The sequence below is a fragment of the Nocardia sp. NRRL WC-3656 genome, assembly GCF_000720265.1.
Lineage (GTDB): Bacteria > Actinomycetota > Actinomycetes > Mycobacteriales > Mycobacteriaceae > Nocardia > Nocardia nova.
Window position 1 is genome coordinate 405930 of the sequence record NZ_JOJF01000002.1, and the last position, 17219, is coordinate 423148.

The 17219-nt window shown below is 66.8% G+C and carries 19 protein-coding genes; 11 read left to right on the plus strand and 8 right to left on the minus strand.

Going from position 1 to position 17219, the window contains the following annotated elements; all coding sequences use genetic code 11:
- The first annotated feature begins 12 nt into the window (after window positions 1-12).
- Window positions 13-1026, plus strand: a complete 1014-nt coding sequence (yhjD, locus tag IG65_RS0104610) for an inner membrane protein YhjD (RefSeq protein ID WP_030513558.1) — start codon at window positions 13-15, stop codon at window positions 1024-1026.
- 40 nt (window positions 1027-1066) lie between these two features.
- Here the strand turns inward: yhjD and IG65_RS0104615 are convergent, their stop codons facing one another.
- Window positions 1067-1477 carry a YbaB/EbfC family nucleoid-associated protein gene (locus tag IG65_RS0104615; RefSeq protein WP_051755335.1) on the minus strand — a complete coding sequence of 137 codons (411 nt, stop codon included), beginning with the start codon at window positions 1475-1477 and terminating at the stop codon, window positions 1067-1069.
- A gap of 103 nt (window positions 1478-1580) precedes the next feature.
- On the opposite strand from IG65_RS0104615, the gene IG65_RS34370 reads away from it, so the two are divergent.
- From IG65_RS34370 to IG65_RS36645, 6 genes are all read left to right on the plus strand, one after another.
- Window positions 1581-2090 (plus strand): YbaB/EbfC family nucleoid-associated protein, encoded by a 510-nt coding sequence (locus IG65_RS34370; protein WP_036523127.1) that lies wholly within the window; start codon window positions 1581-1583, stop codon window positions 2088-2090.
- A 7-nt stretch (window positions 2091-2097) separates the two neighbouring features.
- A complete protein-coding gene (locus IG65_RS35700; protein ID WP_051755337.1) occupies window positions 2098-2457 on the plus strand; it encodes a WXG100 family type VII secretion target in 360 nt (119 codons plus the stop codon).
- A 114-nt stretch (window positions 2458-2571) separates the two neighbouring features.
- Window positions 2572-3681: a hypothetical protein gene (locus IG65_RS35705; RefSeq protein ID WP_156055484.1), complete on the plus strand. Its 1110-nt coding sequence runs from the start codon at window positions 2572-2574 to the stop codon at window positions 3679-3681.
- Window positions 3682-3778: 97 nt separating this feature from the next.
- Window positions 3779-4402 carry an antibiotic biosynthesis monooxygenase gene (locus IG65_RS0104635; RefSeq protein WP_036523130.1) on the plus strand — a complete coding sequence of 208 codons (624 nt, stop codon included), beginning with the start codon at window positions 3779-3781 and terminating at the stop codon, window positions 4400-4402.
- A gap of 200 nt (window positions 4403-4602) precedes the next feature.
- Window positions 4603-5511: a helix-turn-helix transcriptional regulator gene (locus tag IG65_RS0104640; protein ID WP_231509053.1), complete on the plus strand. Its 909-nt coding sequence runs from the start codon at window positions 4603-4605 to the stop codon at window positions 5509-5511.
- Complete coding sequence (locus tag IG65_RS36645) at window positions 5511-5711, plus strand: DUF397 domain-containing protein (RefSeq protein WP_081879251.1); 201 nt, start codon at window positions 5511-5513, stop codon at window positions 5709-5711. Before IG65_RS0104640 ends, IG65_RS36645 begins: the two co-directional genes overlap by 1 nt.
- 41 nt (window positions 5712-5752) lie before the next feature.
- Here the strand turns inward: IG65_RS36645 and IG65_RS35710 are convergent, their stop codons facing one another.
- Entirely contained in the window at window positions 5753-6844 is a 1092-nt protein-coding gene (locus IG65_RS35710; RefSeq protein WP_197039782.1) for a D-isomer specific 2-hydroxyacid dehydrogenase family protein, read from the minus strand.
- 35 nt (window positions 6845-6879) lie between these two features.
- Complete coding sequence (locus tag IG65_RS0104650) at window positions 6880-8193, minus strand: serine hydrolase (RefSeq protein ID WP_030513566.1); 1314 nt, start codon at window positions 8191-8193, stop codon at window positions 6880-6882.
- Window positions 8194-8544: 351 nt separating this feature from the next.
- On the opposite strand from IG65_RS0104650, the gene IG65_RS0104655 reads away from it, so the two are divergent.
- Together IG65_RS0104655 and IG65_RS0104660 are read left to right on the plus strand one after the other, a co-directional pair.
- Complete coding sequence (locus IG65_RS0104655) at window positions 8545-10005, plus strand: MFS transporter (RefSeq protein WP_036523342.1); 1461 nt, start codon at window positions 8545-8547, stop codon at window positions 10003-10005.
- A complete protein-coding gene (locus tag IG65_RS0104660) occupies window positions 9995-10648 on the plus strand; it encodes a TetR family transcriptional regulator (protein WP_051755342.1) in 654 nt (217 codons plus the stop codon). The genes IG65_RS0104655 and IG65_RS0104660 overlap by 11 nt, the downstream gene beginning before the upstream one ends.
- A gap of 13 nt (window positions 10649-10661) precedes the next feature.
- On the opposite strand, the gene IG65_RS0104665 is transcribed toward IG65_RS0104660, so the two are convergent.
- From IG65_RS0104665 to sdhC, 5 genes are all read right to left on the minus strand, one after another.
- Window positions 10662-11546: a phenylalanine 4-monooxygenase gene (locus IG65_RS0104665; RefSeq protein ID WP_030513569.1), complete on the minus strand. Its 885-nt coding sequence runs from the start codon at window positions 11544-11546 to the stop codon at window positions 10662-10664.
- A 131-nt stretch (window positions 11547-11677) separates the two neighbouring features.
- Window positions 11678-12454, minus strand: a complete 777-nt coding sequence (locus tag IG65_RS0104670; RefSeq protein ID WP_030513570.1) for a succinate dehydrogenase iron-sulfur subunit — start codon at window positions 12452-12454, stop codon at window positions 11678-11680.
- The gene (gene sdhA, locus IG65_RS0104675; RefSeq protein ID WP_030513571.1) at window positions 12454-14238 is read right to left on the minus strand and encodes a succinate dehydrogenase flavoprotein subunit; all 1785 of its coding nucleotides are present in this window, start codon (window positions 14236-14238) and stop codon (window positions 12454-12456) included. The genes IG65_RS0104670 and sdhA overlap by 1 nt, the downstream gene beginning before the upstream one ends.
- A gap of 13 nt (window positions 14239-14251) precedes the next feature.
- Entirely contained in the window at window positions 14252-14683 is a 432-nt protein-coding gene (locus tag IG65_RS0104680; protein ID WP_030513572.1) for a succinate dehydrogenase hydrophobic membrane anchor subunit, read from the minus strand.
- A gap of 1 nt (window position 14684) precedes the next feature.
- Window positions 14685-15086: a succinate dehydrogenase, cytochrome b556 subunit gene (gene sdhC, locus IG65_RS0104685; RefSeq protein ID WP_051755344.1), complete on the minus strand. Its 402-nt coding sequence runs from the start codon at window positions 15084-15086 to the stop codon at window positions 14685-14687.
- Between the two features lie 329 nt (window positions 15087-15415).
- Here sdhC and IG65_RS0104690 point away from each other — a divergent pair, with 329 nt between their 5' ends.
- Together IG65_RS0104690 and IG65_RS0104695 are read left to right on the plus strand one after the other, a co-directional pair.
- A complete protein-coding gene (locus IG65_RS0104690) occupies window positions 15416-15817 on the plus strand; it encodes a cytidine deaminase (RefSeq protein ID WP_030513574.1) in 402 nt (133 codons plus the stop codon).
- A gap of 44 nt (window positions 15818-15861) precedes the next feature.
- Window positions 15862-17148, plus strand: coding sequence for a thymidine phosphorylase (locus IG65_RS0104695; protein WP_030513575.1), 1287 nt, complete (start codon window positions 15862-15864; stop codon window positions 17146-17148).
- The last annotated feature ends 71 nt before the right edge of the window (window positions 17149-17219 follow it).

The following is a 17219-nucleotide window of genomic DNA, read 5'->3' on the forward strand; positions in this document are numbered from 1 at the left end:
TCGGGAGGACAGGTGCTCGACAAGCTCAAAGCGCGGATCCAACGTGAGGTGCGAGCACGGCCGTGGCTGGACCACGCCGTCCGCGCCGGCGGCAGCTACCAGCGCCAGCGCGGCGACTACTTCGCGGCCGGTATCACGTACTTCACCGTGCTCTCGCTGTTTCCGCTGCTGATGGTCGCCTTCGCGGTCGCCGGGTTCGTCCTCGCCCGCGATCCGCACCTGCTCGAAGAGTTGCGCGACAAGATCGTCGAGAACATCCCGGGTTCGTTCGGCGGCCAGGTCAACGATCTGATCGACCAGGCCATCAAGTCCCGGACCAGTGTGGGCATCATCGGTCTGTTCATCGCCGCCTACAGCGGCCTGGGCTGGATGGCCAACCTGCGCGCCGCCCTGACCGAACAGTGGGAACAGCCCGCGCAGGAAGGCAATTGGTTCCGGACCAAACTGTCGGACCTGCTGGCACTGGCCGGACTCGGTGTCGCGATGGTGGTGTCGCTGGGCTTGTCGGCGTTGTCGTCCAGTGGCCTGGCGCTGCAGCTGCTGGAAAGTGTCGGGCTCGACAAGGTGCCCGGTGTTTCGTGGCTGTTGCGATTGCTGACGCTGGTCCTGGCGGTGCTTGCGTCCTGGGCGGTGTTCGTCTGGATCATTGCCCGGCTGCCCCGCCGGCCGGTGACCTTCACCAGCGCCGTGCGCGCGGCCTTCATCGCCGCGATCGCGTTCGAGATCTGGAAGCAGGTGGCCTCGTTCTACCTGCAGAAGGTGCTCACCAGTCCCGCGGGCGTCGCCTTCGGCTCGATCATCGGCCTGATGGTCTTCGCCTACATCACCGCCCGCATCATCCTGTTCGCCACCGCCTGGGCGGCCACCGCCCGGGAGAACGAGGCGGAGGCCGAGATCCCGGCCCCGGGCCCGGCGGTGATCGAGCCGAGGATGCACGCGGGCATGACGGCGAGTACGGGCCTGGCCCTGTTCGGCGTGGGAGCGGCGCTGGGCTCGATGGTCGGCATCGCGCGCCGCAAGCGGTGACGCGTCGCCGGACTCGAAAGCTGTTGTCCGCCCGAACGTCTCACCGCGCACCGGCTTCATCGGGGCCGAAGTCCGGCTCGGACTCCTCGGGATCGGGGAACCGCTCGGCATAGCGGTCGATGATGTTCGCTCCCGCTTCGTCGTCCCCGACCGTCTCGTGCACGGTGGCCGCGATCTGCTCTCGCATCCGCACCTGGGCGCGCTGCAGCGTGCGCATCAGCTCGGCCGACAGCGCGGCGGGTTCGGTGCCGCGGACGGAATCGGCGAAGCGGATATCGGTCGGAATTCCCTCGCCGTCCACCGTCACCGCGATGCCGCCACGTGAGGTTTCGGTGACGCTCAGACTCGACATCCGATCGTGCAGTTCCCGGTACTGCTCGGCCTTGTGTTCGAGGTCGTCGGCCCAGGCCGTCAGCTGATCGGCGGCGCCGTCCGGGTCGTTCGGATCCACGGGTCCATCCTGACACAACGGACAGGTTTGCCGAGTGCGGGAACCGGCTACCGATCCGATGCGTCGGAATACAGGACGCGACAAGTCCGATTGAGGGGAACCAGTGGATTCATCCGGCTACGATCAGCTGCGCGCGCGAACCGACGCCCTGCAGGTGCAGGTCGATTCGATGCTCGAGAGTTACGAGTATCAACTGCGCGATATCGCCACGGCCCGAGACACTTTGGCCGCCGCGACCGCCGAAGGGTGGTCCTCGGACAATCTGATCCGCGTCATCAGCAATTCGGCGGGCATCCCCATCCAGGTGTGGGTCGACCCCGCCGCATTCAAACGCACCACCCCGGAGAAGCTCGGCACCGCCATCACCGAGGCGGCACAGGCCGCCGCCCGCGCGGCGAAGTCGGAGGTCGGTGCGGCGATGGCCCCGATCCTCGCCGACGAGAAACGTTTCCACATCACGAATCCGCTCGGCGAGGACGTGGATTTGCAGCGCGTCGTGGACGGCATCCTTCCGCCGCCACCGCAACCGGTGGCCGAGCCGGAACCGGCCCCGAAGCCACCGCGCGTCGCGGAGGACGACGAGGACAACGGGCCGCACTGGAAGGGTTGGTGACCCGGATATGACCGGCGCCAACGAGTTTCGCATCGAACTCGACGAATTCCGGCGGCACGCGCCGCGTCTGGGTCAACTCGGCAAGCAGCTCGAGGAGGATCTGAAGAATCTCACGGTCGATCTCGGTGAGGTCACCGGCAAGTGGGGAGACGACATCTTCGGTTCCGCGTTCGCGCAGAACTATCTGCCGAAAGCCGAACAGGCGCTGCAGGATATCGCGAAGGCCGCGCTGATGTTCGCACATCTGGAAGAGTCGTCCGGCGCTGCGGCCGATACGCTCGAGGCCGCCGACGAGGGACTCGCCGGGTTGTTGAACAAGGTCCGCGACACCATCGAGAAGAACGGCATCAACGGGGGGAAAGCGTAAGCGATGGGCATCGAGATACCCGACTATCTGAAGCCGGTCGCCTCCCTCGTCGCCTGCGACTGGCCCAAGGCCGACGAAACCGCCCTGCTGCGGATGGCCGACCACTGGGAACATATGGGCGACACGCTGTCGCAGATCCGTGCGGAAGGCGACGCCGTCACCACCGCGATTCTCGCCCGTATCGACGGCCGGACCCACGAATCCATCCAGCAGTTCTGGCGTACCGCCGGGGACGACCTGGACGGTCTGGTCACCTTCTGCAAAGCGATCGCCATCGCCTGCCGGGTGATGTCCGTGCTGATTCTCGCGGTGAAGCTCTACATCATCGCGATGCTGGTCGAGCTGGCGATCAACCTGGCGATCGCCGCTGCCGCGGCCGTCGAGACGCTGGGCGCGAGCATGGCCGAGGCGGCCGCGGCCGAGGTCGCGACCCGCGTGGTGATCCAGCAGGCGCTGAAGCAGCTACTGAAGCGGATCATCAAGGAAACCGCCATCGAGGGGTTCAAGGGCTTCATGAAGGGGGCCGGGAAGGAGCTGGCCTGGGAGGCGGGGGAGAACGCGCTCGGCCTTCGCGACGGCTTCAACCTCGACGATATCGGGAAAGCCGGTCTGCACAACGGTATTTCGAGCGCGGCGAGCGGCGCGCTCGGCGGGGCACTGCGCAAGGTGGGGGTGGACGAGCACAACAGGACTCCCGACGGCCGCGACCCTCACACCCATGAGCCGGAGAGTCCCGGCGCGCCGAAAACCGATGAGCGCAAGAAGTTCGAGGGCAAGGTCGGCGACTTCGGGGAGAAGGTCGCGGGAGAGGTCGTCGAGGGTCCGCAGGACGACAAGAAGCGTCTGAAGACCGACGCCACACAGCTGGCGAAGCACTGGTTCGGCCACGACTCCGGCAGCGGTACGCCGGCTTCTGCCGCGCAGCTGCCGTCTTCTACCCCGAACCTCTTGTCGGACAGCGCAACCGATCCGTACAGCTGGTATCCCGATGCGAACCCCGACGGCGGCGGGCTGGACCACGGCCCGTCCGGCGCAACGGTGCCGGGTAGCGGCGACGACCCGTCCGTGCTGTACCCGGACTCGCGCCCGGACGGCGGCAATGCCGAGTCACCGCAGCCGGCCGTGAGTAGCGCCGTAGCGAGCGGCAGCTCCGGCTTCAGTCTCGATCTTGACGGTGACACCTTCTACCGGGAGGAGAACGGGGGCCGGCTGCGCCTCGACTGACGCCGAGCGGACTATTGCGGGCGCCCGTGCATCGGAGCAGGCTGAGATGCACCGGTGGCGCCGCCGGGCGCTGCCCCGAGCAGAGAGGGGGTGGGTCGTGTTCGCACGGTCTACCACGATTCAGGCGCAACCCTCCGCGATCGATGCCGGAATTGCGCATATGCGGGACGAGGTCATGCCGATGCTTGCGGAGACCCCCGGCTGTACCGGTTTGTCCCTGCTGGTCGATCGCACGTTCGGCCGCTGCATCTCCACCACCGGATGGGAATCCGAGGCCGCGATGCACGACAGCGAGAGCGCCTTCATGGCGGCGCGTGACCGGGCGGTGACGGTCTTCGGCGGTACCGCCGCCCAGGTCGCGGAATGGGAGATCGCCGTCCTGCACCGGGACCACCGCTCCATGCCCGGGGCATGCGTGCGCGCCACCTGGATCAAGACCGATCCGAGCCGCCTCGACATGTCGACCGACGCCTACCGCAACTACATCCTGCCGGGGATGGAACAACTCGACGGATTCTGTAGCGCGAGCCTGCTGATCAACCGCGCATCCGGCCGTGCCGTCTCCTGCGGTGTCTTCGACAGCGCCGAGGCCATGCAGCGTAACCGCGAACAGTCCGCGGCGCTGCGGGTCGACGCGGCCCGCCAGGTCGGCGTCGAGGCCATCGATGTGCGCGAGTTCGAGCTGGCGCTGGCCCACCTGCGGGTGCCGGAACTGGTGTGAACGCGCCGCGGCGTCGCCGGCGGGCGGCGCCGCGGACTTTCTCGTCGTGCCGCCGAAACTTCTTGTGTCGCTGGGCGACTCGCCGATGTGGTGCACTCGAAAACCGTCGAATATGCAATCTTTCCTGGGATTATGCGGAGATCGAATGGGAATCCGCGTAGGCCGGTTCGCGCGGGAGCGCGCAGTGGTGTGCTGGCGCCATGGAAACGGCCCTGGAGGGAGGCGGTATGTCGGAGCGCGGGTCGACGTTGCCGAGGCGGCAGCTCGGGAGGTATCTGCGCAACGGACGCGAGGAGTGCGGTCTGACCCTGCACCAAGCGGCGGCGCTGATTCAGCGAAGTGCGAGCACGCTGCTGCGCATCGAGCGGGGGATGGTGGCGAATCTGCGCGAGCTGGATATCGAGGCCCTGTGCGGAATCTACGAATTCGACGCCGAGCACGTGGCCGCCATGAAAGCCCTTGCGGTACAGGGGAACGAGCTCAACTGGTGGTGTGAGTACGACGATCTTCTGCCGGCGAACTTCGATTTCTATGTCGGCCTGGAGGCGTCGGCGCACCGGCTGACAACCTACGAACCCGAACTCGTGCCGGGACTGTTGCAGACTCCGGCGTATGCGAGCGTGCTCTTTCATGCGGGATATCCGAACGATACGCCCGACGAACATGCGCGAAGAGTGCAGCTGCGGACGCGTCGGCAGACACGAATTACGCGCAAACATCTACCGGCCACGCTCGATGTCATCCTGCGGGAGTCCGTGCTGCGGTGCGTAGTCGGGGGCCCCAAAGTCATGGCGGCACAACTGAAACATCTTGCCGATATGGGGACCCGCGCCAATGTGAACGTGCACGTTCTGCCGTTCGCCGCTGGATACCCGTTGGGTGAACCGATCGGGCCGTTCGTGATCCTGGACTTCGGTTCCGACCGCGACGGACGGCCTATCGAGCCGCCGGTCGCGTACACCGAATGTTTCACGGGGGGTTTATATCTCGAGAAACCGAGCACCGTTCAGCGCTACTATAAGGCGTACCAGGGTCTTCAACGGAGCGTGCTGGATGCTGTCGCCAGCCGGTCTTTGCTCCGGCAGATAGCGAAGGAGTACGTGTCGTAATGGGCGATGTAGCGGCCGCGCGTTGGTTCAAAAGCTCGCACAGCGGTGCCTCCGAAAACTGTGTCGAAGTAGCATTCTTGGCTGACAGCCTTGTAGGAGTACGTGATTCGAAGAACACCGCCGGCCCAGCCTTGATCTTCACCGGCCCGGAGTGGTCGGCGTTCACCGCATCTGCCGCTCGAGGCGACCTCGACTGCTGATACGCCGACGTCCGTGACGGTCAGGCGGTGTCGTCAGCGGGTTAAGCGGTCGCCTCGGTCGAGCTCGCATAGAACCGCGAGATCTCGGTGAGCAGCTGTGCCGAACTGGCTTTCATAGCCTGCCGAGTCATTCCGCCTACATGGGGGCTGAGCGTGGTGTGCGGATTCGATGCCAGTGGTGAGGTGAATGACGTTCCCTCCGTGGCGAATACGTCGACGGCGACGTGGCGGAGTCCACATTCCGGGTCGGGCAGCGCCGCATCGAGAGCGTCTTCGGGAACAACCTGTGCGCGTGCGGTATTGACGAGGATCGAGCCGGGTTTCATCCATCGCAGTTCCCGCGCGCCGATGAGTCCGGCGGTCGCTACGGTGGACGGTACGTGGACGGAGACGATGTCGCAGCCGGTCATGAGCTCGCGCAGCGTGCCTGTCCATCGCGCGGGCCATCGCTCCGCATCCTGTGCGGTGAAGCGCGGTGAGCCGTGGACCCAGACCTCGGCTCCGAACGGTGCGAGTCGTGCCGCGACCTCCCGCGCGATCGCCCCGCTTCCGATGAGGCCGACGCGTGAATCCGCCAGGCTCCGAACCGGAATGCCGTCGATCGCCGCCCTCCAATCACCGGCGCGCAATGCCGCATCGCGCCTGCTGATGCCGCGCAGAGCGTCGAGCATGAGACCGATCGTCAACTCCGCTACCGCGCCGGCGTTGGCCCCCGGTGTGGACAGAACCGTGACACCGCGTTCGGCCGCAGCATCCAGGTCGAAGCTGTCCAGGCCCGCGGCGGCCTTGGCGACCAGACGAAGCGGTTGATCGTGCGTGCTCGCGGTCAGTCGCTCGAAGACGTCGCAGGTCAGCGGGATGCCGGCGCGGCATTTCAGCGCGTCGTAGCCGCCGTGGTCTTCGAATGTCGCCACGATGTCGTCGGCACGGAAACCGTCGATGTCGATCGAGTGCCAGCGGCGCGAGATTTCCGAACGAAGGTTCTGATCCGTCACCCGCCGCAGATTGACCGTCGGGGTGAGCCCGAGTTCCGCCAGGCCCGCGAGTTCCGGGATCGCCGACTCACCGAGCGCCGGATCGATGACGAGTACGCGAGGTTTCGCGGGGCAGGGCCTCGACTCGGCGGGTGTCACCGCGCCACTCTCGAAAGCTGTCTCGGCCTGCGAAGCTACCGCCGCGACCGGCCCAGGCGTGACCACCCGAACAAGCCCAGCACGATCGCCAATCCCAAGGCGCCGATGATCCCGATCGTGCGCAGGTTCGAGTTGCTGTGGGGTGTCGAGGGGGCGGCGGCGGTCGGGGTGTCGTGGGCGGGCGGGGACGCCAGGGCGACGTTGGTGTTCGAGTTCTCGCCGGTGTTGCGGTCGGGCAGGGAGCCGATGTTCGCGCCGGCGGGGAGGGCGAAGGCGTAGTCCAGGAGGCGGGCGGCCTGCTCCGGCGGGCGGATGGGGAGGACGTCGGCCTTGAGCAGGGTGACGACCAGGCGGTGGCCGTTGCGTTCGGCCGCGGTCACGAAGGTTTGCCGGGCGTCGTCGGTGTAGCCGGTCTTGCCGCCCAGGTCACCGTCGTAGTCGTACAGCAGGCGGTTGTCGTTGGCGATGGGGAAGCCGGGGTGGTCCTTGTCGTCGGGGATCTTGGGGTCGGCGGGGTAGCCGGGGAAGTCGTACTGCTCGGTGTGGATGATCGAGGCGAAGGTCGGGTTCTGCATGTCGTGGCGGAAGATCGTCGCCAGGTCGTAGGCCGAGGTGCTCATCCCGGGGCCGTCCAGGCCGGAGGGGGTGGCGGCCCGAGTGTCCATGGCCTGCAACTGTTTTGCCATCGCGTTCATCTTCGCAACGGTGGCTTCGTCGCCGCCGAGCTGGGTGGCGATGGCATGGGCGGCGTCGTTGCCGGAGCACATCAGCAGCGCGTGGAACAGCTGGTCGTTGGTGTAGCGGCCACCGGGGCCGATGCCGACGCGGGTGCCGTCGGCATTCGCGTCGTCCTGCGTGCCGATCACGACTTGGCTGGGGTCCAGCGCGGGCAGTGCGACCGCGGCCAGCAGCGTCTTGATCGTGGAGGCCGGTCGGTAGCGGCCGTGCGGATCCTTCGCGGCCAGCACCTTGCCGGTGTCGAGGTCGGCGACCAGCCAGGCGGTCGCCGAGATGTCGGCGGGCACCGGTGGTGCGCCCGCCGGAACCACCACGCCGCAGCGCCCGAGTTTGTCGCCGCCGATCGGTTCCGACGGCACCGGTAGCGGCGACGGCGTCGTACTGCCTGGCGCCGGCACCTCCGAGGTATCGATCGGCGCGGGCGGGGCCGTCTTGTTCGGGCAGGAATCCGTATTCGGGGTGGTGAACGGCGTGGACGGCGGCGCAGGGGCCGCGTCGGCCACGCCGAGCCCGGTGACCGTGGTGGCGCCCAGCAGCCCGGCAGTCAGTACGGCGGCCGCCAGCGAGCGGGATCGGCGGAAGCGGACGGTGCGGGACATGCGGGTGTTCATCGACATGCAGCTTATGCGGCGTTGCGCGATGGTGCCGCGAACACCCGCGCCCGCAAAGTATTGACAGAGACCATGAAATGAAAGTTACTATCAAAATATAGACACAACCAACTGAATGGACATGTCATGAACTTGCGGAGATCATCGGAATCGCCCGCATCGACCGGGACCGCGGCGCGGGAGGAAGAGGCCGGACGCTCGGTAGCGCCCGCCCGCCCGTCGCCAGCGGACCGCGAACCGCGAACGGTCGATGCGCCTGGCGCCGGTGCGCCGGGAGTCGATGCGCCGGGAGTCGATGCGCCGGGCGCCGGCCGGGCGCGCTGGCTCGCCCTCGGTGCGCTCGGGCTCGCGATGCTCACCATCGGCCTCGACACCACGGTGCTGGTCGTCGCGCTACCCACCATGGCCCTCGACCTGCATGCGAATACCGCTGCGCTGCAATGGTTCACCACCGCCTACACCCTCGCGCTGGCCGCCGTGATGCTGCCGGCGGGTGCGCTCGGCGACCGCTACGGCCGCAAGAAGTTCCTGCTGGCGGCGCTGGTCGTCTTCGGTGGGGCATCGCTCTGGTGTGCGCTGGCGACCTCGGCGGGGATGTTGATCGCCGCCCGGGCGGTGCTGGGTATCGCGGCTGCCGCGATGATGCCGCTGTCGATGTCGGTGCTGCCCGGCCTGTTCCCGGATCGAACCGAACGACAGCGCGCATTGACGATCTGGGTCAGCTCCACCGCATTGGGGCTGCCGCTCGGCCCGATCGTCGGCGGCTGGCTGCTGAACCATTTCTGGTGGGGTTCGGTCTTCTTGATCAACGTTCCCCTGGTCGTGGTCGGGTTGATCGCGGTGGCGCTCCTGGTTCCGGAAACCCGCAGCGATTCGGCCTTCCGCATCGATCTGCCCGGGGTGCTGCTCTCGGCCTCGGGCATGCTGGGATTCACCTACGGATTCATCCGCTTCGGCGAACAGGGGTGGGGCGACGGCGCGGCCTGGGCGGCGGTGGCCGCCGGTGCGGCGCTGCTGGCCGGCTTCGTGTGGTGGCAGCGGCGGATCACGCACCCACTGGTCGACATCGCACTGTTCACCAACCACGGATTCCGTTGGGGCACCGCGTATTCCGTTTTCGTGAACTTCGCGATGTTCGGCATGTTCTTCACCGTGCCGCAGTACTTCCAGGCGGTGCTCGGCGTCGACTCGCTCGGTAGCGGGCTGCGGTTGCTGCCGCTGATCGGTGGGCTGGTGGTCGGCACGCGCGTGGTCGACAAGCTGCTGCCGAAACTCGGGGCGCGGATCGTGCTCAGCGGTGGCTTCCTCATCCTCGGCGCCGGGCTCGCCATGGGCGCCATGACCCGGGTGAGCAGCGGATACGGCTACACCGCGGCCTGGACCACGATCCTGGGCTTCGCGATGGGCCTGGTCATGCCGGCCGCGATGGGAATGGCGATGGGGCAGCTGGGAGCTGAGCGCGCCGGTTCCGGTTCGGCGCTGCTGCAGGCGTTGCGCCAGGCCGGTGGCACCATCGGCGTGGCGGTGCTGGGTACCGTCCTCGCCACGCAATATCGCTCCGACCTGGGCACCTACAACCACGAGCCGGTGTCGGACGGTGTGAACGCGGGTGTCGCTGTGGCTCGGACCACCGGCAACGCCGACATGCTCGCCCACGTGCAATCGGCCTTCGTCTCCGGGATGGGCGCGATGCTGTGGCTGTGCGCCGGAGTGTGTGTGGTGGCGGCGCTGCTCGCCGCGATCCGGACTCGAAGCGGGGAGCCGGACCCGCACTCCGCGGCCGATGCGGGAGAATCGGTGCATGTCGGCTGAGTCGAAAGCACCCGCTCGGGCCTACTCCGGGGCGACCACGTCGCCCCGGGTGGGTCTGCGCGAACGCAAGAAGCAGCGCACCCGCCGCACCATCCGCGCGGAAGCGATGAAACTGTTTCAGGCACAGGGGTATTCGGCGACCACGATCGAGCAGATCGCCGAGGCCGCCGATATCTCGCCGAGTACCTTCTTCCGTTATTTCCCGTCCAAAGAGCAGGTGGTGCTGGCCGACGACGTCGATCCGATCATGATCCACGCGCTCGAATCCCAGCCACCGGAGCTGACGCCGCTGGCCGCGTTCCGCCAGGCGATGCGCGACACCTTCGACAATCTGGACCCGCAGGACTGGCAGTTCGAGCAGGACCGGATGAAGCTGATCTACAACGAGCCCGAGCTGCGCAGCGTGATCATGCAGGAGACCGAACGCAACGTGGATCTGGTCTCCGCGCTGCTCGCCCGCCGAGTCGGCCGCGAACCGAGCGACTTCGAGGTCCGTGCCTTCTCCGGGGCGATGATCGGGGCGATGATGACCGCGTTCGGCCGGGAGGGGCTCGATCTGGACAAGATCGACAGGATCGTGGAATTCATGGAGGCGGGCATGCCGCTGCGGCCTGCGGTACCCGGGCCGGAATCGGACGACTGACGCCACCCTCCGATCAGGACGCGGTCAGCTCGGCGGCCGCGCTGTCGTCGGTCATGCCGGCGAAGAAGCCGCCGATCACGTCCTCGATCTCGGAAATCGACCGCGCGCAATACAGAATCGGCTGATAGTGCGTGATGTCGTAGGTCGCGGTGCCCATGTCGTGAATGTTCAGCGGATGCAGCCGGGCGTGCCGGAACTCCTCGATCTCGCCGAACGAGGACAGCAAACCCGCACCGTAGCAACGCACTTCGCCCTTTTCGCGCACCACACCGAACTCCATGGAGAACCAGAACACGTCGGCCAGGAATTTCAACGCCGCCTCGGTCTCCAGTCGGGACACCGCGGCGCCGACTTCGGCATAGATCGCGGCGAACCGTGGCGACGCCAATTGATTTGCGTGCCCGATGATTTCGTGAATCGAATCGGGCTCCGGCGTGTACAGCGGAGCGGAATGGTGGCGAATGTACTGGGTGGAGTGGAAAATTCGATCGGCGAACGAGCCGAAGAATTCGCGCAGCGGCACCAGGCCCGCCGCCGGCACGTAGCGAAAACCGGTGAGCGGCACCAATTTCGCGGTCACCTCGTCCAGCTGCGGAATATGATCGGCAGGCAGGTCCAGTCGCCGGGCACCGTCGAGCACCTCCGCCGACGCGTACGTCCGATGTTTGCGCGTCAACTCCGCCGACACGATGCGCCAGACCCGCTGCTCCTCCTCGGTGTAGTCGATGCGCGGCAGCGTCTCGCCCTCCCGATACGCCAGCGCCAGCGCGGCGATCGCGTTGCGCCGCGCCCGATACTCCGGATCGTGCACCCCCGGATGCTCGGCACTCAAATGCACCGTGACATCGCCGTCGTTACCCGTGGTAACCGGCGAATACAGCTGACCTTCGGTGAACATGCCTCCAGGCAAGCACCCGCACCCCGATCCGACAACAAACCCCCAGCAAACTGTGCAAATTGCCTAGTAAGCGAAAGGCCGCCCGCATCGTGCGATGCGGGCGGCCTGTCGAGTTCGAACTGCTACCTACCTCAGGGGCGGGCGAACAGGAGGGCTCGCTTGACCTCCTGGATGGCCTTGGTGACCTCGATGCCGCGGGGGCAGGCGTCGGTGCAGTTGAAGGTAGTGCGGCAGCGCCAGACGCCTTCGACGTCGTTGAGGATGTCGAGACGCTCGCGGGCGCCCTCGTCGCGGCTGTCGAAGATGAAGCGGTGAGCGTTCACGATCGCGGCCGGGCCGAAGTAGCTGCCGTCGCTCCAGTACACGGGGCAGGAGGTGGTGCAGCAGGCGCAGAGGATGCACTTGGTGGTGTCATCGAAGCGCGCGCGGTCGGTCTGGGACTGGATGCGCTCGCGGGTGGGCTCGTTGCCGTGCGTGATCAGGTACGGCTTCACCGCGCGGAACGCGTCGAAGAACGGCTCCATGTTCACCACGAGGTCCTTCTCCACGGGCAGGCCGCGGATCGGCTCGACGGTGACGGTGAGCTCCTTGCCGTTCTTGGGCAGCATGTCGCTCATCAGCACCTTGCACGCCAGCCGGTTCACACCGTTGATGCGCATGGCGTCCGAACCACAGACGCCGTGGGCGCAGGAACGACGGAAGGTGAGCGTGCCGTCCAGGTAGGACTTGATGTAGATGAGCACGTTCAGGAAGCGGTCGGTCGGCAGGACCGGCACCTGGAACGAATCCCAGTGCGCACCCTTGTCGTCCTCCGGGTTGAACCGGGCGACCTTCACCGTCACCATGGTCGACCCGTCGGGCACGGGGGCCGGCTTCTGCCCGGCCGGGGCTTCGGCTACAGCAGTCATCAGTACTTACGCTCCATCGGCTCGTAACGGGTCTGCACGACCGGCTTGAAGTCGAGCTGGATGTCGGCGATCAGCTCCGCCGGCTTACCGGGCTCGACCTGCTTGTACGCCATGGTGTGGCGCATGAAGTTGACGTCGTCGCGGTCGGGATAGTCCTCGCGGGCGTGGCCGCCGCGTGATTCCTTGCGGTTGAGCGCGCCCACGACGGTGACCTCGGCCAGCTCCAGCAGGAAGCCGAGCTCGACGGCCTCGAGCAGGTCGCTGTTGTAGCGCTTGCCCTTGTCCTGCACGGTGATGTGCTGGTAGCGCTCCTTGAGCGCGTGGATGTCGGTCAGCGCCTGCTTGAGGGTCTCCTCGGTGCGGAACACCGCGGCGTTGGCGTCCATGGTGACCTGCAGCTCGGTGCGGATGTCGGCGACCCGCTCGTTGCCGTGGTCGCTCAGCAGCAGCGTCAGCCAGTCCTGCACCATCTGCGCCGGGTTCTCCGGCAGCTCGACGAATTCGGTGCGGGCGGCGTACTCCGCGGCGGCGATACCCGAGCGGCGGCCGAACACGTTGATGTCCAGCAGCGAGTTGGTGCCCAGGCGGTTCGAGCCGTGCACCGACACGCAGGCGCACTCACCGGCGGCGTACAGGCCGGGGACCACGTCGGTGTTGTTGCGCAGCACCTCGCCGCGAATGCGGGTCGGGATACCACCCATCACGTAGTGACAGGTCGGCATGACCGGCACCGGCTCCTTCACCGGGTCCACACCCAGGTAGGTGCGGGAGAACTCGGTGATGTCGGGCAGCTTCTCCTCGAGCACGTCCTCGCCGAGGTGGGTCACGTCGATGAAGACGTAGTCCTTGTTCGGACCGCCACCGCGGCCCTCGAGGACCTCCTTGACCATCGACCGGGCCACGATGTCGCGCGGCGCGAGGTCCTTGATGGTGGGGGCGTAACGCTCCATGAAGCGCTCACCGGAGGCGTTGCGCAGGATGCCGCCCTCACCGCGGACGGCCTCGGAGATCAGGATGCCCAGACCGGCCAGGCCCGTCGGATGGAACTGGTGGAACTCCATGTCCTCCAGCGGCAGCCCCTTGCGGAACACGATCGCCATACCGTCACCGGTCAGCGTGTGCGCGTTGGAGGTGGTCTTGTACATCCGGCCGGAACCGCCGGTGGCGAAGATGATCGCCTTGGCGTGGAAGACGTGGATCTCACCGGTGGCCAGCTCGTAGGCGACCACGCCGGTGGCGACCGAACCGCGGTCGGTCTCGCTCATCACCAGGTCGAGAACGTAGAACTCGTTGTAGAACTCCACGTCGTGCTTGACGCAGTTCTGGTAGAGCGTCTGCAGGATCATGTGGCCGGTGCGGTCGGCGGCGTAGCAGGCGCGGCGCACGGGCGCCTTGCCGTGGTCGCGGGTGTGACCGCCGAAGCGACGCTGGTCGATCTTGCCCTCGGGCGTCCGGTTGAACGGCAGGCCCATCTTCTCCAGGTCCAGCACCGCGTCGATGGCCTCCTTGGCCATGATCTCCGCGGCGTCCTGGTCGACCAGGTAGTCACCACCCTTGACGGTGTCGAAGGTGTGCCATTCCCAGTTGTCTTCTTCGACGTTGGCCAGCGCGGCGCACATACCGCCCTGGGCCGCGCCGGTGTGGCTGCGGGTCGGGTACAGCTTGGTCAGCACGGCGGTGCGAGCCCGGGGGCCGGCCTCGATCGCCGCGCGCATCCCCGCGCCACCGGCACCGACGATGACCACGTCGTAGCGGTGTTCCTGAACCGGACGGGATTCACTCATCGCGGAGGCGTTCCTAACTGATGTTGGGGTCGAAGGTGAAGATGACGTAGGTGCCCACGCCCATGATCAGGATCATGGCGACGGCCAGCAGGGTCTTCAGCCAGAAGCGGGTGGAGTCCTTGCGGGAGTAGTCGTCGATGACCGTGCGCAGGCCGTTGCCGCCGTGCAGCTGCGCCAGCCACAGCATGGCCAGATCCCAGCACTGCCAGAACGGGCTGGCCCAGCGGCCGGCCACGAAGCCGAAGTTCAGTCGCTTCACACCGCCGTCGAGCATCAGCATGATCGTCATGTGGCCCAGCACCAGCACGATCAGCAGCAGGCCGGAGAAGCGCATGAACAGCCACGCGTACTTCTCGAAGTTGTTGCCGGAGGAACGGCGCGGGGTGCGGGGCGAGTCGAGGCTGGCGGGACGGTCGTAGGACTTGCCGAGAACAGGTGCGGTCATATCAGTGCTCCGTCAGCAGGTAGAAGAACTGGCGGCCGACGCCGGCGGCGGAGACCAGAACCCAGATGGTGAGCACGATCCACAGCATCAGGCGCTGGTACTTGGGGCCCTTGGACCAGAAGTCGACGAGGATCACGCGGACGCCGTTCAGCGCGTGGAACAGCACGCAGACGACCAGGCCCATCTCCATGAGGGCCACGACCGGGTTCTTGTAGGTCTCGATGGCCCGGTTGTAGGTGTCCGGGCTGACCCGCACCAGAGCGGTGTCGAGTACGTGGACGAACAGGAAGAAGAAGATCGTGACACCGGTGATCCGGTGCATCGCCCAGGACCACATACCCGGGTCGCCGCGGTACAGGGTCTTCCGCTTCGGCTGAGCCGGAGCTTCCAGTGTGGTCGTCATAGAGTGCGGTGCCTCCAACGTCGTTGATGGACACGCCGGCGAGCCGGCAGTCGGATCCGGTCGCAGCTTCGGCATACGCCGAGCATGTGAATCTGGAGAAACACCAGCTCAACTCGGGCGCTGACATCCGGAGGCGGTGGCCGGCGGTGCGTTGCCAAACCTGGACCGATCTGTGGAGAACTCTAATCCCCGGCGATTCGCGGAACTAATTCGGCGTGCCGTGCGTTGAGCTTCCAAGCGGCGAGTTAGGTTTGCCTTGCCTGAATGTTCGACAGCGTCGCGATGCCATTTCTACGCTGTCATATCAGCCATTCGAGCGGAGGTCCGATATGCCGGAAATTGATTGGGATTCCCTGCGTCACAACGCATTTCGAGTAATGCGTAATGCGTATGCACCGTACTCCGGCTTTCCGGTCGGCGCCGCCGCTCTCACCGCCGGCGGTTCCATTGTGAGCGGCTGCAATGTGGAAAATGTCTCATACGGGCTCGGCGTCTGCGCCGAAACTGTACTCGTCGGTAACTTTTGTTCCTCCGGCGGCGGCCGTTTGCTGGCGGTCGCTGTCTGTGATTCGCACGGGGAAATCCTGATGCCCTGCGGGAGGTGCCGGCAGGTGCTCTACGAGCACGGCGGGCCGGAACTGCTCGTCGACCATCGCGACGGCCCGGTACCCCTGGCGAGGTTGCTGCCGGACGCCTTCGGGCCGGACGATCTGGCCGCCGGCCGGAAATGATGTGAATTTCCGCACCCCGAACGGGATCTGGAAGGCTTTTCGCCATGACCCATACGGCGGTGTCGGTGATCGCGGCCAAGCGCGACGGTGCGGAACTCGACGACGAACAGATCGATTGGGTGGTCGACGCGTTCACTCGCGGCGAGGTCGCCGACGAACAGATGTCGGCCCTGGCAATGGCGATCGTGCTGCGCGGCATGACCCGCCGCGAACTCGCCCGGTGGACCGCCGCGATGATCGCCTCCGGGCAGCGGATGGACTTCACGGACCTGCCCCGGCCGACCGTCGACAAACACTCGACGGGAGGAGTCGGCGACAAGATCACCCTGCCGCTGGCGCCACTGGTGGCCGCCTGTGGCGCGGCGGTCCCGCAGTTGTCGGGCCGCGGCCTGGGGCACACGGGCGGAACCCTGGACAAGTTGGAATCGATTCCGGGCTGGCGAGCCGATCTGGACACCGCGCGGATGCGGTCGATCCTCGCCGACCCGGAGATCGGTGCGGTGATCTGCGCGGCCGGGGCGGATCTGGCACCGGCCGACAAGCGCCTGTACGCGCTGCGCGATGTGACCGGCACCGTGGAATCGGTTCCGCTCATCGCCAGTTCGATCATGAGCAAGAAGATCGCCGAGGGAACCGGCGCACTCGTCCTGGATGTGAAGGTCGGCAGCGGCGCGTTCATGAAGAATTTCCGCGACGCCACCGAATTGGCCACGGCCATGGTCGAATTGGGGACCGACGCGGGGGTGCGGACGGTCGCGTTGCTCACCGCGATGGACACCCCGCTCGGGCGTACCGCGGGCAATGCGCTCGAGGTCGCCGAAGCGGTGGAGGTTCTGGCCGGCGGCGGCCCGGCGGATGTCGTCGAGCTCACGGTGGCGCTGGCGCGAGAGATGGTGGCGCAAGCCGGTATTCGCGATGCCGACCCCGCCGCCGCGCTGGCCGACGGCCGCGCGATGGATCACTGGCGGGCGATGATCACGGCGCAGGGCGGCGATCCCGACGCGCCCCTGCCGCGGGCGCGGCACACCGAAACCCTGGTGGCGCAGGAATCGGGCGTTCTCACCCGGCTGGATGCGATGGCCGTGGGGCTCGCCGCTTGGCGGCTCGGTGCCGGACGCGCTCGTCAGGGCGATCCCGTGCAGTTCGGTGCCGGCATCGAGATGCACTGCAAGCCGGGCGATCCGGTCGCAGCCGGGAAGCAGCTGTTCACCCTGCACACCGACTCCGAAGCGGCCGTACCCGCGGCGATCGCGACACTGCGGGCGGGATTCGACATCGGAGCGGTTCCGCCGACCGCGCATCCGCTGATCCTCGGGCGGATCGGGCTCTGAGCACCGTTGGTGACCTGTCTATTGTGCCAATAACCAACGGCACGTCATTCAGGTTGCTATTCTGTGCTCGC

Bases quoted from the DNA above. Each gene is read 5' to 3' on its own strand.
- IG65_RS35700 (WP_051755337.1), top strand. From the start codon at position 2,098: ATGACCGGCGCCAACGAGTTTCGCATCGAACTCGACGAATTCCGGCGG.
- IG65_RS35705 (WP_156055484.1), top strand. From the start codon at position 2,572: ATGGGCGACACGCTGTCGCAGATCCGTGCGGAAGGCGACGCCGTCACC.
- IG65_RS0104640 (WP_231509053.1), top strand. From the start codon at position 4,603: ATGGAAACGGCCCTGGAGGGAGGCGGTATGTCGGAGCGCGGGTCGACG.
- IG65_RS36645 (WP_081879251.1), top strand. From the start codon at position 5,511: ATGGGCGATGTAGCGGCCGCGCGTTGGTTCAAAAGCTCGCACAGCGGT.
- IG65_RS0104650 (WP_030513566.1), bottom strand. From the start codon at position 8,193: ATGAACACCCGCATGTCCCGCACCGTCCGCTTCCGCCGATCCCGCTCG.
- IG65_RS0104655 (WP_036523342.1), top strand. From the start codon at position 8,545: ATGCTCACCATCGGCCTCGACACCACGGTGCTGGTCGTCGCGCTACCC.
- IG65_RS0104660 (WP_051755342.1), top strand. From the start codon at position 9,995: ATGTCGGCTGAGTCGAAAGCACCCGCTCGGGCCTACTCCGGGGCGACC.
- IG65_RS0104665 (WP_030513569.1), bottom strand. From the start codon at position 11,546: ATGTTCACCGAAGGTCAGCTGTATTCGCCGGTTACCACGGGTAACGAC.
- IG65_RS0104670 (WP_030513570.1), bottom strand. From the start codon at position 12,454: ATGACTGCTGTAGCCGAAGCCCCGGCCGGGCAGAAGCCGGCCCCCGTG.
- sdhA (WP_030513571.1), bottom strand. From the start codon at position 14,238: ATGAGTGAATCCCGTCCGGTTCAGGAACACCGCTACGACGTGGTCATC.
- IG65_RS0104680 (WP_030513572.1), bottom strand. From the start codon at position 14,683: ATGACCGCACCTGTTCTCGGCAAGTCCTACGACCGTCCCGCCAGCCTC.
- sdhC (WP_051755344.1), bottom strand. From the start codon at position 15,086: ATGACGACCACACTGGAAGCTCCGGCTCAGCCGAAGCGGAAGACCCTG.
- IG65_RS0104690 (WP_030513574.1), top strand. From the start codon at position 15,416: ATGCCGGAAATTGATTGGGATTCCCTGCGTCACAACGCATTTCGAGTA.
- IG65_RS0104695 (WP_030513575.1), top strand. From the start codon at position 15,862: ATGACCCATACGGCGGTGTCGGTGATCGCGGCCAAGCGCGACGGTGCG.